Source organism: Nocardia sp. XZ_19_231, assembly GCF_015355705.1.
In the GTDB taxonomy this organism is placed as follows: domain Bacteria; phylum Actinomycetota; class Actinomycetes; order Mycobacteriales; family Mycobacteriaceae; genus Nocardia; species Nocardia salmonicida.
Genome location: NZ_JACUZI010000012.1, coordinates 14769 through 30104 on the forward strand (window position 1 = coordinate 14769; position 15336 = coordinate 30104).

Annotated in this window: 16 protein-coding genes; 12 read left to right on the forward strand and 4 right to left on the reverse strand. The window is 66.8% G+C overall.

The window, feature by feature from the left end; all coding sequences use genetic code 11:
* Positions 1–109 precede the first annotated feature (109 nt).
* The 6 genes from IBJ82_RS31970 (at position 110) to der (ending at position 6235) form a co-directional block, all read left to right on the forward strand.
* On the forward strand, positions 110–943 hold the full coding sequence (locus IBJ82_RS31970) for a ParA family protein (RefSeq protein ID WP_228538008.1): 834 nt from the start codon (positions 110–112) through the stop codon (positions 941–943).
* Positions 940–1824 carry a ScpA family protein gene (locus IBJ82_RS31975; protein WP_370585575.1) on the forward strand — a complete coding sequence of 295 codons (885 nt, stop codon included), beginning with the start codon at positions 940–942 and terminating at the stop codon, positions 1822–1824. Before IBJ82_RS31970 ends, IBJ82_RS31975 begins: the two co-directional genes overlap by 4 nt.
* Positions 1821–2477: an SMC-Scp complex subunit ScpB gene (gene scpB, locus IBJ82_RS31980; protein ID WP_194829708.1), complete on the forward strand. Its 657-nt coding sequence runs from the start codon at positions 1821–1823 to the stop codon at positions 2475–2477. Before IBJ82_RS31975 ends, scpB begins: the two co-directional genes overlap by 4 nt.
* A 67-nt stretch (positions 2478–2544) precedes the next feature.
* Positions 2545–4080, forward strand: a complete 1536-nt coding sequence (locus IBJ82_RS34940; protein ID WP_228537995.1) for a pseudouridine synthase — start codon at positions 2545–2547, stop codon at positions 4078–4080.
* A 38-nt stretch (positions 4081–4118) separates the two neighbouring features.
* On the forward strand, positions 4119–4823 hold the full coding sequence (cmk, locus tag IBJ82_RS31990) for a (d)CMP kinase (protein WP_194829788.1): 705 nt from the start codon (positions 4119–4121) through the stop codon (positions 4821–4823).
* Positions 4820–6235 (forward strand): ribosome biogenesis GTPase Der, encoded by a 1416-nt coding sequence (der, locus tag IBJ82_RS31995; RefSeq protein ID WP_194829709.1) that lies wholly within the window; start codon positions 4820–4822, stop codon positions 6233–6235. Before cmk ends, der begins: the two co-directional genes overlap by 4 nt.
* Positions 6236–6288: 53 nt before the next feature.
* Here der and IBJ82_RS32000 read toward each other — a convergent pair whose 3' ends face one another.
* Positions 6289–6885 (reverse strand): TetR/AcrR family transcriptional regulator, encoded by a 597-nt coding sequence (locus IBJ82_RS32000; RefSeq protein WP_194829710.1) that lies wholly within the window; start codon positions 6883–6885, stop codon positions 6289–6291.
* 90 nt (positions 6886–6975) lie between these two features.
* Between IBJ82_RS32000 and IBJ82_RS32005 the strand changes: the two genes are divergently transcribed.
* Positions 6976–7863, forward strand: a complete 888-nt coding sequence (locus tag IBJ82_RS32005) for an alpha/beta fold hydrolase (protein WP_194829711.1) — start codon at positions 6976–6978, stop codon at positions 7861–7863.
* Positions 7864–8041: 178 nt separating this feature from the next.
* Positions 8042–8317 (forward strand): YggT family protein, encoded by a 276-nt coding sequence (locus tag IBJ82_RS32010; protein ID WP_194829712.1) that lies wholly within the window; start codon positions 8042–8044, stop codon positions 8315–8317.
* On the opposite strand, the gene IBJ82_RS32015 is transcribed toward IBJ82_RS32010, so the two are convergent.
* Positions 8307–9161 (reverse strand): helix-turn-helix transcriptional regulator, encoded by an 855-nt coding sequence (locus tag IBJ82_RS32015; protein ID WP_194829713.1) that lies wholly within the window; start codon positions 9159–9161, stop codon positions 8307–8309. The two genes, IBJ82_RS32010 and IBJ82_RS32015, sit on opposite strands and share 11 nt — an antisense overlap.
* A 102-nt stretch (positions 9162–9263) precedes the next feature.
* Between IBJ82_RS32015 and IBJ82_RS32020 the strand changes: the two genes are divergently transcribed.
* The gene (locus IBJ82_RS32020; protein WP_194829714.1) at positions 9264–10016 is read left to right on the forward strand and encodes an SDR family oxidoreductase; all 753 of its coding nucleotides are present in this window, start codon (positions 9264–9266) and stop codon (positions 10014–10016) included.
* A gap of 22 nt (positions 10017–10038) precedes the next feature.
* Here IBJ82_RS32020 and IBJ82_RS32025 read toward each other — a convergent pair whose 3' ends face one another.
* Positions 10039–11160 (reverse strand): ACT domain-containing protein, encoded by a 1122-nt coding sequence (locus tag IBJ82_RS32025; protein ID WP_194829715.1) that lies wholly within the window; start codon positions 11158–11160, stop codon positions 10039–10041.
* 201 nt (positions 11161–11361) lie between these two features.
* Here IBJ82_RS32025 and IBJ82_RS32030 point away from each other — a divergent pair, with 201 nt between their 5' ends.
* Positions 11362–12618, forward strand: a complete 1257-nt coding sequence (locus IBJ82_RS32030; protein ID WP_194829716.1) for an aspartate kinase — start codon at positions 11362–11364, stop codon at positions 12616–12618.
* Positions 12619–12687: 69 nt separating this feature from the next.
* Positions 12688–13533 (forward strand): alpha/beta fold hydrolase, encoded by an 846-nt coding sequence (locus tag IBJ82_RS32035; protein ID WP_228537996.1) that lies wholly within the window; start codon positions 12688–12690, stop codon positions 13531–13533.
* Positions 13534–13537: 4 nt separating this feature from the next.
* On the opposite strand, the gene IBJ82_RS32040 is transcribed toward IBJ82_RS32035, so the two are convergent.
* Entirely contained in the window at positions 13538–14260 is a 723-nt protein-coding gene (locus tag IBJ82_RS32040; protein WP_194829717.1) for a GNAT family N-acetyltransferase, read from the reverse strand.
* A gap of 611 nt (positions 14261–14871) precedes the next feature.
* Here IBJ82_RS32040 and IBJ82_RS32045 point away from each other — a divergent pair.
* Positions 14872–15162 (forward strand): hypothetical protein, encoded by a 291-nt coding sequence (locus IBJ82_RS32045; protein ID WP_194829718.1) that lies wholly within the window; start codon positions 14872–14874, stop codon positions 15160–15162.
* Positions 15163–15336 lie beyond the last annotated feature (174 nt).

Below are 15336 nucleotides of genomic sequence, written 5' to 3' on the forward strand. Positions count from 1 at the left end.
CCCTCGACAGGGGTTACCGGCAAGGAAAACGTATAAGGAGCAGCGGATCGTGACGACAGCGGAAACACCGTGGGACGGTGGACCGGAAGAGGTCGCCGAGGCCGTCGAGATGGGCCCGACAGGCCGCCCGCTGCGACTGGTACCCGATCCACCCCAGGTCCAGCGACATGGCGACGCACTCGTCGTCGCCATGTGTAATCAGAAGGGCGGGGTCGGAAAAACCACCTCGACCATCAATCTCGGTGCGGCACTGGCCGAATACGGCCGCCGGGTGCTGCTCGTCGACCTCGACCCGCAGGGTGCGCTCTCGGCCGGGCTCGGTGTCGCACACCACGACCTCGATCTCACCGTGCACGATTTGCTGATCGGCGGCAAGGCCAAGGTCGACGACGTGCTGCAGACCACCAAGGTCGACGGCATGGACCTGTTGCCGAGCAACATCGACCTATCGGCCGCAGAGATCCAGCTGGTCAACGAAGTCGGCCGCGAACAGTCGCTCGGCCGTGCCCTGCACGGCGTGCGCGATCGCTACGACTACATCCTCATCGACTGCCAGCCCTCGCTCGGCCTGCTCACGGTCAACGCGCTGGCCTGCTCCGACGGCGTGATCATTCCGATGGAATGCGAGTACTTCTCGCTGCGCGGCCTCGCCCTGCTCAACGACACCGTCGAGAAGGTACGCGACCGCCTCAACCCGCGGCTGAGCCTCTACGGCATCGTGGTCACCATGTTCGATGCGCGCCTGCTGCATTCGCGTCAGGTGATGTCGCGCGTGGTCGAGGTGTTCGGCGATCTGGTCTACGACACCGCCATCTCGCGCACCGTGCGCTTCCCCGATGCCAGCGTCGCCGGGGAGCCGATCACCACCTGGTCGCCGAAATCGGGCGGCGCCGAGTCGTATCGAGCGATGGCCCGTGAAGTCATCCACCGGTCTGGCCGGTGATCGGAGCTACACCTGCGGTGCAAGCAGTACCCGAAGACGCGGTGCCGACCGAGGAGAAAACCGGTTTTCACCTGAGGCTCACCAATTTCGAGGGGCCGTTCGATCTACTGCTGACGCTGATCAGCTCGCGCAAACTCGATGTCACCGAAGTCGCGCTTCATCAGGTCACCGACGAATTCATCGCCTACACCAAGGCATTGACCGCCGAACTGGCCGGCAACACCAAGCTGCGCGCGGACAAGATTCTCGATCAGACCACCGAATTCCTCGTCGTCGCCGCCACTTTGCTCGACCTCAAGGCGGCGCGGCTGCTGCCCTCGGGCGAGATGACCGACGCCGACGACCTGGAACTGCTCGATGCTCGCGACCTGCTGTTCGCGCGGCTGCTGCAATACCGCGCGTTCAAGCAGGTGGCCGAGCTGCTCGCCGAGCTGGAGGCTGCGGCGCTGCGCCGGTATCCGCGCTCGGTGGCGCTCGAGGAACAGTTCGAAGGACTGTTGCCCGACGTCACCCTCGGCGTGGATATCGCCGCGTTCGCCGAGATCGCCGCGGCGGCCTTTCGGCCACGCCCGATCGCCGAAGTCGGGCTCGGGCATCTGCACATGCACACCATCTCGGTCGCCGAACAGGCCGAGGTGGTGCTGGCCATCTTGAAGCAACGCGGTCCGGGCGGCTGGACGACCTTCGCCGAATTGGTGGTCGACTGCACAGTCCCGGTGGAAATCGTGGCGAGATTTCTGGCGTTGCTGGAGTTGTACCGGGGCAAAACCATCGCTTTCGACCAACCGGATCCGCTCGGGCCCCTCGCGGTCAGCTGGCTCGGTGAGCTGGATCCGGACGCCGAGGCAGCCGCGTTGACTTTCGAGGAGGACTACGGATGACAGAGGCAGTGGTGGAATTCACCTCTGAGCCACTCGACGACCTCGAAGTGCGCTCGGCGCTCGAGGCGATGTTGCTCGTCGTCGACGCCCCCGCGCCGACAGAACAGCTGGCAGCGGCCCTGGACGACACCACAGAGCGCGTCGAAACCGTGCTGCGCGCGATGGCGGCCGAACTGACCGCACGGGGCAGCGGCATCGACCTGCGTTTCGTCGGTGACGGATGGCGCTTCTATACTCGACAGGAGTACGCGCCCTATGTCGAGCGTGTACTGCTCGATGGGGCCCGGACGAAACTGACCCGGGCCGCCTTGGAAACCTTGGCGGTGGTCGCCTACCGCCAGCCGGTGACTCGCATGCGGGTCAGCGCGGTCCGAGGAGTGAACGTCGACGGAGTGATGCGCACGCTGCTGGCCAGAGGCCTGATCGCGGAAGCAGGTCAGGACCCCGAAACCAACGGCACGTTGTACCGCACCACCGAGTTGTTCCTCGAACGGATCGGGCTCGCCTCTCTCGGCGACCTGCCACTGCTGGCGCCGCTGCTTCCCGGCGTCGATCTGATCGACGAGATCAGCGAGAGCCTGGAAACCGATCCGCGGTTCACCAGGCTGAAGAAACCCGCCGAGTCCGACATGGATCTCGGCACCGACGATTGACAGTCACCAAGCTGAACAAACCCGCCGAGTCCGACAGGGATCCCGGCACTGACGATTGACAGGACAGATGAATAATTCCGCTCGCCGAGATGGCACACCGGATCGAAGAAATCGCAGCGACCAGCCCCGAAGTGGCGCGAATCGAACCGCGGGTAACCGTGGCGACAGTGCGCGCACCGGGCAGGGTGGCTCCCGCTCAGCGGCTCCCAGCCGGCGCGGCACCGGCGCGGGTGGCTTCCAGCGCGGTAATCAGACAGCGGCCCGGTCCGCGGGCAGCGCCCAGCGTGACGCGGAGTCCGGCGGTCGCCGTGGCACCTCGACCGGTGGTGGCTACCAGCGTGACGACCGTCGCGGCCCCTCTACCGGTGGTTACCAGCGTGACGATCGTCGCGGCGGCCCCGCCGGTGGTGACCGTCGCGGCAGTTCGCCCGGTGGATATCAGCGTGATGATCGACGCGGCGCCCCCGCCGGTGGCGACCGTCGCGGCCCGTCTGCTGGTGGTTACCAGCGTGACGACCGTAGTGGCGGCCCGGCCGGTGGCGACCGTCGCGGCCCGTCTGCTGGTGGTTACCAGCGTGACGACCGTAGTGGCGGCCCCGCAGGCGGAGGTCAGCGTGATGACCGTCGCAGCACCGGTGCTTCCAGCGGTGGCGGTTACCCGCGTGGTGACGCCGACCGCGGACAGCGTGGTGGCACGGCTGGTCAGCGCAGTGGCGCTTCGGCCGGCAGCCAAGCCTTCGCGGCGCGTAAGAAGACCTCCTCGAAGCCGCAGAAGAAGGTCGTCGCTCCGACGATTCTGAACAACGCCAAGCCCGCGCGTCACCAGCACTCCGACGTCACCGAGGGCCCCAAGAAGCTTCCGTGGGGCGAAGGCGAACGCTTGCAGAAGGTCCTCGCCAAGGCGGGTGTGGCTTCGCGTCGCGCCGCCGAGGAGATGATCGCCGCGGGTCGCGTCGAGGTCGACGGCAAGATCGTGCGTGAGCAGGGTCTGCGTATCGACGCCGAGAACGCGGTGGTGCGCGTCGACGGCACCCGTGTCGTGGTGCGCGACGAACTGGTGCACCTGGTGCTGAACAAGCCCAAGGGCTGGCAGTCCACCATGTCCGACGATCTGGGGCGCCCCTGCGTCGGCGATATCATCGCCGAGCGGATCGCCGCTGGTCAGCGTCTGTTCCACGTCGGTCGTCTCGATGCCGACACCGAGGGCCTGCTGCTGGTCACCAATGACGGCGAGATGGCGCATCGGCTGATGCACCCCTCGTTCGAGGTGCCGAAGACCTACCTGGCCACCGTCGACGGCGAGGTGAACTACCGCCTGGTCGGTAAACGCCTGCGCGAAGGCGTCGAGCTCGAGGACGGGTCGGCCAAGGTCGACAAGTTCATGGTGCTCGAGGCATACCAGGGTCGGTCGCTGGTGAAGCTCGTGTTGCACGAGGGCCGCAAACACATCGTGCGTAGGCTGCTCGACGAGGTCGGCCACCCGGTGATCCGGCTGGTGCGCACCCACCTCGGCCCGGTGGCACTGGGTGACCAGCGCCCCGGCACGCTGCGGGTCCTCGGCCGCGACGAGATCGGCAAACTCTACGAGGCGGTGCAGCTGTGAACGGTGTGGACTTTCCCTTGGAGTTCGCCGGCGACCGGATGACCGGTGACGCGACGCTCGTCGTCGCGATGGACGGCCCCTCCGGTACCGGCAAGTCCAGCGTGTCGCGTCGACTGGCGGCGCGCCTCGGCGCCCGCTACCTCGACACCGGTGCCATGTACCGGGTCGCGACTCTGCGCGTGCTGCGTGCGGGCGTCGAGCTGACCGATGCGGCCGCGATCGCGGAAACCGTTGCGGCACTGCCGCTTTCGATCGGCACCGATCCCAGCCACGAGGTCGTCGAACTCGACGGCGAGGACGTCTCGCAGGAGATCCGCGGCGACGCCGTCACCAAGGCCGTCTCGGCGGTTTCGGCGGTGGGGCCGGTGCGCGAGCAGCTCGTGGCCCTGCAGCGCGAGATCACGGCGATGTCAGGTCGCATCGTGGTCGAAGGCCGCGATATCGGCACCGTCGTGCTCACCGGCGCCGATGCCAAGATCTATCTCACCGCCTCCGCGGAGGCACGCGCCGAACGGCGCAATGCTCAGAACATCCGCGAGGGCCGCGGCGACGATTACGCGGCCGTGCTGGCCGACGTGCAGCGCCGCGACACCCTCGACTCCACCCGCACAGTGTCGCCGTTGCGCCCCGCCGCCGACGCGGTGCTCGTCGACACCAGCGACCTGACGATGGCACAGACCATCGAGGAGCTGTATCGCGTGGTGGCTCAGCAGCTTTCGGCCACGACAGGAGGTCCGCGATGATCGAAGAGATTCTCGTAGGCGACGGAACCTGGACCGACGAGTCCGAATGGGACGTCCTCGATATCGATGGGGACGGCGAAGGCGAACAGCACATCGCGATGCCGACGCTTGCCGTGGTCGGGCGCCCCAATGTGGGCAAGTCGACCTTGGTCAACCGCATTCTCGGCCGACGCGAAGCGGTGGTCGAAGACGTTCCCGGCGTAACTCGTGACCGCATTTCGTACGAGGCCAACTGGGCCGGGCGCCGCTTCATGGTGCAGGACACCGGCGGGTGGGAACCCGACGCCAAGGGCTTGCAGGCCCATGTCGCCCGCCAGGCCGAGGTGGCGATGGAGACCGCCGACGCGATCCTGCTCGTCGTCGACGCCACGGTCGGCGCGACCACGACCGACGAGGCCGCGGTGCGCAAGCTGCGCCGCTCCAAGATCCCGGTGATCCTGGTGGCCAACAAGGTCGACGACCAGAAGGTCGAACTCGAGGCGGCCACGCTGTGGTCGCTGGGTCTCGGCGAGCCGCGCATGGTCTCGGCCGCGCACGGTCGTGGCACCGGTGACCTGCTCGACGACGTGCTCAGCGCGTTGCCCGAGACCCCGCGCGAAGGCACCGCTGTGGCGGGTCCGCGTCGCGTGGCACTGGTCGGCAAGCCGAACGTCGGCAAGTCCAGCCTGCTCAACAAGCTGGCGGGCGACGAGCGTTCGGTCGTCCACGATGTCGCGGGCACCACCGTCGACCCGGTCGACTCGCTGGTCGAGTTGGGCGGCAAGACCTGGAAGTTCGTCGACACCGCCGGTCTGCGTCGCAAGGTCTCCAATGCCACCGGCACCGAGTTCTACGCGTCGTTGCGCACGAAGTCGGCGCTGGAGGCGTCCGAGGTCGCGATCATGCTGATCGACGCCTCGGTACCGATGACCGAGCAGGATCTGCGCGTGATCAGCCTGGTCTCCGAGTCCGGTCGCGCGCTGGTGCTGGCGTTCAACAAGTGGGACCTGGTCGACGAGGACCGCCGCTACATGCTCGAGCGCGAGATCGATCGCGATCTGGTGCGTGTGCCGTGGGCCCAGCGGGTCAACATCTCCGCCCACACCGGCCGCGCCGTGGCCAAGCTGGTGCCGCAGATGGAAACCGCGCTCGAGTCCTGGGACAAGCGCATCTCCACCGGCCGCCTCAACACCTGGCTCAAGGAAGTCATCGCGGCCACCCCGCCACCGATGCGTGGCGGTCGTCAGCCCCGCGTCATGTTCGCCACCCAGGCGAGCACTCGCCCGCCGACGTTCGTGCTGTTCACCACCGGGTTCCTCGAGGCAGGCTACCGCCGCTTCATCGAGCGTCGCCTGCGTGAGGAGTTCGGTTTCGACGGTTCGCCGGTGCGCATTTCGGTGCGCGTGCGCGAGAAGAAGGAACGCAAGAAGTAATTCGTGTGTCAGACGAGTGAGCCCCGGCGAATATCGCCGGGGCTCTTCGTTTTTCAGCCGCCGACTACTCGGTCCAGCAGATGATCGACCAATTGTGTTGCGCGAGAGGCGTAGTCGTCGTTGGTGAGCATTCCCTGTGCCAGCCCGCCGACCGTGAGCAGGGCCACCTCGGCATCGGTGATGAGCGTGTTCTCGTCGGCGTCGGGACCGCGCAGCTGCCGTAGTTGTCCCGCGATCGCGTCGACGATGTAGTTCGGTGCTCCCACGGTATCGGCCGATGCGACATCGGGACCGGTGAGCGTCGCGGCGTGGAAGATGCCGAGAATCACGGCGTCGCACCGGCTGGGTTCGTCGAGGGGCAGGACCGAGAGCAGGATCGTGCGGACGATATCGCGCGGACCGGCGTCCGGCCCGAGGGCCGCGAACCCCTGTGCCATCCGAGCGCCGGAATCCTCGACGACCGCGCGGTGTGTGGCGAGCAGGAACTCCCGTTTGGTGCCGAAGTAGTACTGCACCGACCGCACCGAGACCCCCGCTTCGGCGGCAACGGACTGGAAGGTCGCGGCTTCGAGCCCGCCCCGCACGATGACCCGCCGCGCAGCACTGGTGATCGATCTGCGCCGTTCTTCGTGATCGGCCAAACGTGGCACGTCGCCTCCTTCTGTCCCGGCAGGTTTTCATGGTACGCCCATACCACTGTTGTGGTACGTTGATATCATCAACGAGGTATAGGGGTGGTCATGGCCAAGATCGGGCGGTTCAAGAACGACAAGGCGCGCGAGGAGTATCTGCGGACCTATCGAGAACTGGAGAAGCAGTGGCGGATCCCGTCGACCACGGTCGACATCAGCACCTCCTTCGGATCCACTCGCGTCCGCAAAGCCGGTGCCGGAGAGGGGGTGCCGATCGTGCTGATGCATTCACTCGGCGGCAACAGCCTGTCCTGGGACCACGTCATCGAGGATTTCGCTCGTGACCGCGTCGTCTACATGCCCGAAATGATCGGCGTGCCCGGTCTGAGCGTGCAGACCGCGCCGATCGATGAGAACGGCTTCGGTACATGGCTCGGAGAGGTTCTAGACGGGCTCGGCGTCGACCGGGTCCACCTGGTCGGTTACTCGCAGGGCGGGTGGCAGGCGATGGCGATCGCCACCACAGAGCAGCGTCGGCTGGCGAGCCTGACCGTGCTCGAGCCGGGTGGCACGCTGACGAAGATCAAGTGGAGCCTGCTGTGGACGATGATCCGGGTCGGTGCCCGGCCCACCGACAAGAATCTGCGTGAGATGAACGCACGGCTCAATCCCGGCGTCACCTTGACCGATGCGGAATTCGACGGGGTGAAGGCAGCACTGGGGTATGCCCCCTCGATCGGCTACCCGAAGATGTTCACCGACGAGCGGTTGGCCACGATCACCATGCCGACGCTGGTACTGCTCGGGTCGGAGTCGTTGGTCATCGACTCGCAACTCGCCGAACAACGCCTGCGCGACAACGTGCCCACCTGCGAAGTCGAGATCTTCCGTGGGGCCGGGCACGGTCTCTTCCACGAGATCCCGAAGCCGGTGACTGCCCGCATTCTCGACTTCACCAGCCGCTACGAGCCGACGGATGCCCGCCACGGCGAATAGTCGACGCCGCTCGCCCTTGCCGCTCAGATGCCACCACGCCGCGCCCGCGATCACCGCGAAGAACGTGACCGCGGGCCTGATAATCGGCTGAGAAGAACCGGGTGGTGGACACCTTGGCAATGTCGGGCACGTTGACATCGGTAAGAGGCCCTCTGTGGCCTCCGCGAGGGAGTGCGCAATGAGTCTTGTCGGAACCTTGGTCGGCTACGCGCTGACCATCTTCTTGGTGCTGTTGATCGCCCGGATGGTGGTGGACTGGATCGATGCGCTCGGCAACGGTCCACAGTGGGCGCGCAAGGCGCGGGAGGTGACCCACGCCGCCACCGAGCCCGTCATCGCCCCGGTGCGAAAAGTGTTGAAGCCGATACGCATCGGCGACTTCTCCCTCGACCTGGCCTTCACCGCGGTTTTCATCGCCGTCCTGATCCTGCGCGCGGTGGCTTTCAGCCTGTAGTCACCGATGAGTGCCTGGGCGCGCTGTCTACGGACAGGCCGGCGAGCAGGACCAGAGACTGCTCGGCATCGGAGCCCGGCTCGGCGTGATAGACGACGAGCATCTGCCCCGACGCGCCGTTGACCGTGAACGTCTCGTAGGACAACGCGAGCTCGCCCACCAGCGGATGGGTGAATCGCTTCTGCCCGGCGGTTTTCGCGCGGACTTCGTGCTTGGCCCACAGGCGGCGGAAGTCCTCGCTCTTCAACGACAGCTCGCCGACCAGTTCCGTCAGGCGCGGGTCGTCGAGGTCGGTGCCCGCGCTTACCCGCAGTCCGGCCACGGTTTCCGCGGCGATCTTCGGCCAGTCCGGAAAAATGTTGCGTGCCTCGGGATCCAGGAACACCATCCTGACCTGATTGACTCCCGGCGCCGAACAGGAATTCAGCGCGACGGCCAGCGGCGTCGCGGCCAAGACATCCATATGCCGCCCGAGCACCAGCGCCGGCGTGTCCGACCAGGTGCGCATCAGACGCAGCAGGCTCGGCGTGACACGTTCCGGTCGCCTCGTCGCGCGAGTGCGTCGCGGTGCCGGACGCGCCAACTCCCGCAGATGGGCGGCGCCGTCGTCGTCGAGAGAGAACACCCGGGCCAACGCCGCCACGATCTGATCGGACGGATGTCTGTCGCGGCCTTGCTCGAGCCGGATGTAGTAATCGGCGCTCATCCCGGCCAACATGGCCACCTCCTCGCGCCGCAATCCGGCGACTCGGCGCTGACCGCCCCCGGCCATCCCGAACTCTGCGGGGCCGACCTGCTGGCGTCGGGCTCGCAGGAACGCACCGAGACGATTGTCGGAATCCATGGCTTCGAGGGTAGGCCGACCCCGCGGTTGCTGGGTGGCCCTCCCACTACCAGGAAGTTTCCGACCTGGCACACCCCGAGGACCGAGACGAACGTGGTGGCCATGACAAACAACACCAACGAAGGCCGGGTCGCCGTCGTGACCGGAGCATCCAGTGGTATCGGTGCCGCGACCGCACGGCGGCTGGCGGCCGACGGCGTGAAGGTCGCGCTGCTCGGGCGGCGCAAGGATCGGCTGGAGGAACTCGCCCACAGTATCGGCGCGAACACGCTCGCGGTGAGTGTCGACGTGAGCGTGCGGCAGTCGGTCCTCGACGCCGCGGCCGAGGTGCGGGCCGCGTTCGGGCCCGTGGATCTGGTCGTCGCGAACGCAGGCGTCATGCTCGGCGCGCCGTTCGAGCACGCCGAGATCGACGAGTGGGACCAGATGGTGGGGACGAATATCAACGGATTGCTCTACACCGGAAGGGCTTTCATCGACGACCTACTCGCCGCCGCGGACGCCGGTCGGCGCGCGGACCTGGTGCTGGTCGGTTCCATCGGCGGCCACCTCGCGTTCCCGAACTACGGCGTCTACTGCGCCACCAAGGCGGCGGTGGCCCAGCTGGCCCGCACGTTGCGAACCGAGTTCGGCCCACGCGGGGTTCGGGTGAAAAACGTCGAACCCGGATTCGTCGGCACCGAACTCGGTGCCGGAATGCGCGACGACGACCGGCGTGCTGAGCTCGAGGTATGGCGCAACGACTTGGAAGTCCTGCTCCCCGAGGACATCGCCGACGCTGTCGCTTTCGCCGTCTCGGCTCCACGACGGGTGAATGTGGCCGAACTCGTCGTCGTCCCCACCGAGCAGGGATGACCTGGACTCCGCTGGTGGGGGTTCACGGCTGATCGGGAGCACCCTCCACCCGCCACCGCGTCAGCACCGCGCGCACGCAGGATGCGTCGGTGAGCGCATCGACCGTGTCGGTGAGGGCGGATTCCCTGGCGCGGTGGGTGAGCACGATCAGGTGGGCGGCGTCGTTGTGGTGCTCCTGACGGACCCGCTCGATGCTCACCCCGTGGTCGGCGAAGATCGAGGCGACCTGGGCCAACGCGCCGGCATGGTCGGTGACGCGCAGGTTCAGGTAGTAGCGGGTCGGGGTGTCACTGAGAGGGGTTACGGGGAGTTCGGCGTAGTAGGAGGCGCGGGGTGCGCGGCCGCCGTTGACGCGATTGCGCGCGGCGGTGACCAGGTCACCGAGCAGAGCTGACGCGGTGGCGGTCGGGGAGTCACGGCCGGAGAACATCAGCCGTCCGGCGCTGTCGGCTTCGACGGTCACCGCGCTGAACGGTGCGTCCACCTGGGCGAGCGGGTGGGCCTCCGGGAGCAGGGCGGGGTGCACGCGTACCGAAATGCTCTCTTTGCCACCGGCTTCGGGGCCGGGTCGCTCACTGATCCTGGTGCAGACAGTGAGTGGCCGCAGCCGCAGAGACAGCGCTGCCGCGGCGGCGAGATCGTGTGGGTCGGCCGCGCCGAACTCCTCGAAATGAACGTCGGTGACGTCCACTCGGGTGTGGAAGGCGAGCGTCGCGAGGATCGCCGCCTGCGCCACCGCGTTGGTCCCGTCGGCGGGGAAGACCGCGAGCACCTGCCGCACCCGATCGCCCGACAGCGATTGAGTCAGCGGCCGGACCACGGGGACCCCGCCGGTCACCGCCGCCTCGAAGAACAGATCGGCCCCGAATTCCTCAGCGGCCGAGGCCAACCGGTGCCCGTGCTCGGCGACCAGCGCCGTGTTCGCGGTGATCACCGACCGTCCCGCCCGCAGCGCGTCGAGCACGGCGGGCGCCGAGGCGACAGTCTCGGTCGCATCGATGACGAGTTCGGCATCGGACATCGCACCGAGCGCCAGTCGTGTTCCGGCACGCTCGCTCAGATCGTCGACGGTGTCGCGAATGATCCGCACTGCCTCCGTGGCGAGTGGGCCGGTGCCGAGAACAGCGATGTGCTGATGGGTCATAGGAATTCGCCTAACGCCGAGACTGCCGAACCGGGAGCCGACACAGCGCGCGCCACCCCCTGCCCGCCAGTATCGCGGCCGAAACCATTCGGCCGCAGCCATTTTCGTTTCCGAATTGGTACGACCGTGCCCGGATTGCCTGGATACTCGAAGGGTCACCCGCGGATCGCATGCGGGCGAGCAGGGGAGAGGACTTCGCAGATGGCCCTGGTTGTGCAGAAATTCGGCGGTTCGTCGGTAGCCACCGCGGAGCGGATCCGGCGGGTTGCCGAGCGGATCGTGGAGACGAAGAAGCAGGGGCACGATGTCGTGGTGGTCTGCTCGGCGATGGGCGACACCACCGATGAGCTCCTCGAATTGGCGGGGCAGATCGCCTCGGCACCGGAACCGCGTGAGCTGGACATGCTGCTCACCGCCGGGGAGAGGATCTCGAATGCCTTGGTAGCCATGGCTATTCATGCGCTCGGCGCGGATGCCAGATCGTTGACCGGCTCGCAAGCCGGCGTGATCACGACCGGCGCGCACGGCCGCGCCAAGATCATCAACGTCGATCCGGGGCGAGTGCGCCGCGCACTCGACGACGGTGAAGTGGTGTTGGTCGCCGGGTTCCAGGGCGTGAGCCAGGACAACCACGATGTGACCACCCTGGGCCGCGGCGGCTCCGACACCACCGCTGTCGCGCTGGCCGCAGCGCTGCATGCCGATGTCTGCGAGATCTACACCGATGTCGACGGGGTCTTCACCGCCGACCCGCGCATCGTGGCCGACGCCCAGAAACTCGACCAGATCTCCTACGAGGAAATGCTGGAAATGGCGGCCTGCGGTTCGAAGGTGCTCATGCTGCGTTGCGTCGAATACGCGCGCCGCTACCAGGTGCCCGTGCACGTGCGCTCGTCCTACACCGACACGATCGGCACCACCGTCTTCGGCTCGATGGCCGACATCCCCGCCGACCAGGCCGTGCTCACCGGCGTCGCGCACGACCGCAACGAGGCCAAGGTCACCGTCGTCGGTCTGCCCGACGAACCCGGCTACGCGGCCGAGGTGTTCCGCGCGGTCGCCGACGCCGAGATCGGCATCGACATGGTCGTGCAGAACACCGGCACCGGTCGCACCGACATCACCTTCACCCTGCCTGCCGCCGACGGTGCGCGTGCGGTCGCCCTGCTGCGCGAGCGCCGCGCCGAGATCGGCTTCGCCGATGTCCGCTACGACGACCGCGTCGGCAAGGTCTCGCTGATCGGCGCGGGCATGCGCAACAACCCGGGCGTCACCGCCTGCTTCTGCGAGGCGCTGGCCGCGGCGAACATCAACCTCGACCTGATCGCCACCTCGGAGATCCGCATCTCCGTGCTGGTTCGCGATACCGACCTCGACGACGCCGTGCGCATCCTGCACCGGGCCTTCGACCTCGGCGGTGCGGAAGTCGCCGTGGTGCATGGTGGAACGGGCAGATGAGCCTTGTTGACGTCACACCCGAGCCGGTAGTAATTTACCAATAAGTAAATTACCGATTCGGAGGGTTCGTTGAGTACTCAGTTGACCACCTTCACCAGGGCAGGACTCGAGTTCGACGTCGTCGACTCCGGCCCACCCGACGGTCCCGTCATCGTCGCGCTGCACGGCTTTCCGCAAACCGCCACCTCGCTGCAGCCGCTCACCGCCTTGCTCAACGCCCGCGGCTACCGCACCTTCGTCCCGAACCAGCGCGGCTATTCACCGGGCGCCCGTCCGGCGGGCCGCATGGCCTACCGTGTGCACGAACTCGTCGAGGATGTGGTCGCGTTGATCGACGACATCGACCGTGGTCCGGTGCATCTGGTCGGACACGACTGGGGCGCGATGGTCGCCTGGTCGGTCGCCGCGGCCCGCCCCGAACTCGTCCGCACACTGGTGACCGTGTCGGTGCCGCATCCTGGCGCCTTCACCCGCTCGATGATCAGCAGCGATCAACTGCTTCGCTCGTACTACATGGCGCTGTTCCAGCTGCCGGTGCTCCCGGAGCGCTTCATCCGCGCGCGGCCTGCCGTCTTCGACCAGATCTTGGCCAAATCCGGCATGTCCGCCGACGCGATCGCCCGCGTGCACACAGAAATCATCGACTCGGGCGCACTCACCACCGCGTTGAACTGGTATCGGGCCCTGGCGATCACCACACCGCGCGCGGTGACGGCGCGCGTCAGCGTGCCGGTGACGCATGTGTGGAGCACCGGCGACGTGGGTCTGACCCGCCGCGGCGCCGAGCTCACCGGCGGATTCGTCACCGGTGACTACCGCCTTGCCGTGCTCGACGGCTCGCACTGGCTGCCGGAGGAGCGCCCGGACGAACTCGCCGCGCTGATCATCGACCGCATCGAGTCGCTGCGGGGCTGAGGTCTCAACCGATCGGCGAAGAAGCCAACGGCCGCAACGCTTCCACGGTCGCCGGGATCAACGGCGCGCACCGCAAGGCCGCGCGGGCGGCCAGTTGCTCGATGATCCGCCCGCGCACCCCCGGCCATTCGTCGTGCAGGATCGAATAGAACGCGGTGTCACGCACTTCGCCGTCGAGCCCACGCGAATGTGCCCGTCGCACACCGTCACTCACCGCGCCGAGGCGTTCGATCGCCGCCCGGGAGCGCAGGTTGCGGGCGTCGGCGCGCAGGGTCACCCGCCGCACGCCCCAGCTGTCGAAGGCGTGGGCCAACAGCATCAGCTTGGAGTCGAGATTGACCTGACCACCCCGCACCGCCGGGGTGAGCCAGGTATTGCCGATCTCCACCGCGTCGGGGATCGCCCCGCCCGGCAACGCGGTGACCGGTTCGGCCGACAGCGGCCAGGTCAGTGGCCCCTGCCAGTAGTCGATCCGGGTGAATCGGGTCGCCCCGACTACACACTCGTCGGCGACGGTGACGATCGCGAAGGCCAGCGCCGTGCCTGCCAGTTGCGCCGCCTCGGCCTGGAAGACATAGGTGCGTGCCTCCTGTTCGCCGTGCGGGACGACAGTGAACCCGGCCGGTCCGTCGAGCGCGGCGGCCGCGGCGATCAGTCCGGGTACGTGGTGGGGTGCGAGAGGTTCCAGCCGTGCGATGCGGCCGTGGAGGATAACGGGTGCGGGCATGATGACCGGCGTCCCTTCGTCTGAGAGGGTCGCCGACAGCGCGAGGCGTGGATCTCACGCGGCACGCGATTTCGGCGAAGCGACACGAACGATCCAGCAGCATCGAAAAAACTAGATGCAAGATAGCCGACGCGACGCGTTCGCCAGTTCGAACCCACGAAGATGTCGCAATGGGTTTTCGTCACGGTGCCGTGTCGAAGGGCTCGTGGACGTACCAACTGGATCGCGGTGTAGGTCGAAGCTCGTTTTCGCACGTCAGGGCAGTAACGGTTCGATAAATGACACGCGTGTCGGTTTCTTGAGCAAATGTCCAGTTCTATGTGGGTTTCACCAGTTCCGACCCGTGTTCTCGAGATATGTAACGCACGTTATCTCCCCGTGTCGCACAATTGTTCGATGTGATGCAGATCACACCATCTATTCTCCGGCCAACCCAGCTGGCAAGCTCGTAATTGCTGAACGTTAACCGTTCGTGATCATCAACCGGATCGACGCCGATTCTCGGTCACGAACGGCCCGCAGTCCGCCGCGGCGCGACGGTCATCGAAAGATCCGATACGGATCGACCATCGGCCGTATCGGGACGGCTGTCAGGAAGGGGCCTCGTTGATATGAGCAGTATCTACTTCGACTCGAACAGCAATCTTCCAGTTACTGAACGAAGTCGCCGCCTCGCCGCGGCCTCGGCCGTCGAATCGTCCATCGCCCCGCTGGCGACGCCCGGGTTGATCCTCGGTCTGATCCTGCTCGGTCTCGGCGTGGCCGGCCTACTGCGCCTCGGTGACTGGGTGGGCAATTACGGGTCCGTCCTGGTCGTGATGGCCTACCTTCTCTATATGGCCGCTGCGGTGAGCCTGGCGCTCTGGGGTGCGGTCAGCGTCTGGTCGCTGCATCGGCGATAGCGCAACGGTCGGCCGTGCGCGAGAGCCGGGCAAAAGCGACACTCGCAAATGTCGAGCATTTCGGTCGCCGGCGATTCCGATAAAAGCGTGTTGATCGGGGAATGTTATCCACCGCAGGGGGTGGGATAACATTCCCCGATCGTCACTTATCTCCCGTCGCTGACGAAATGTGCG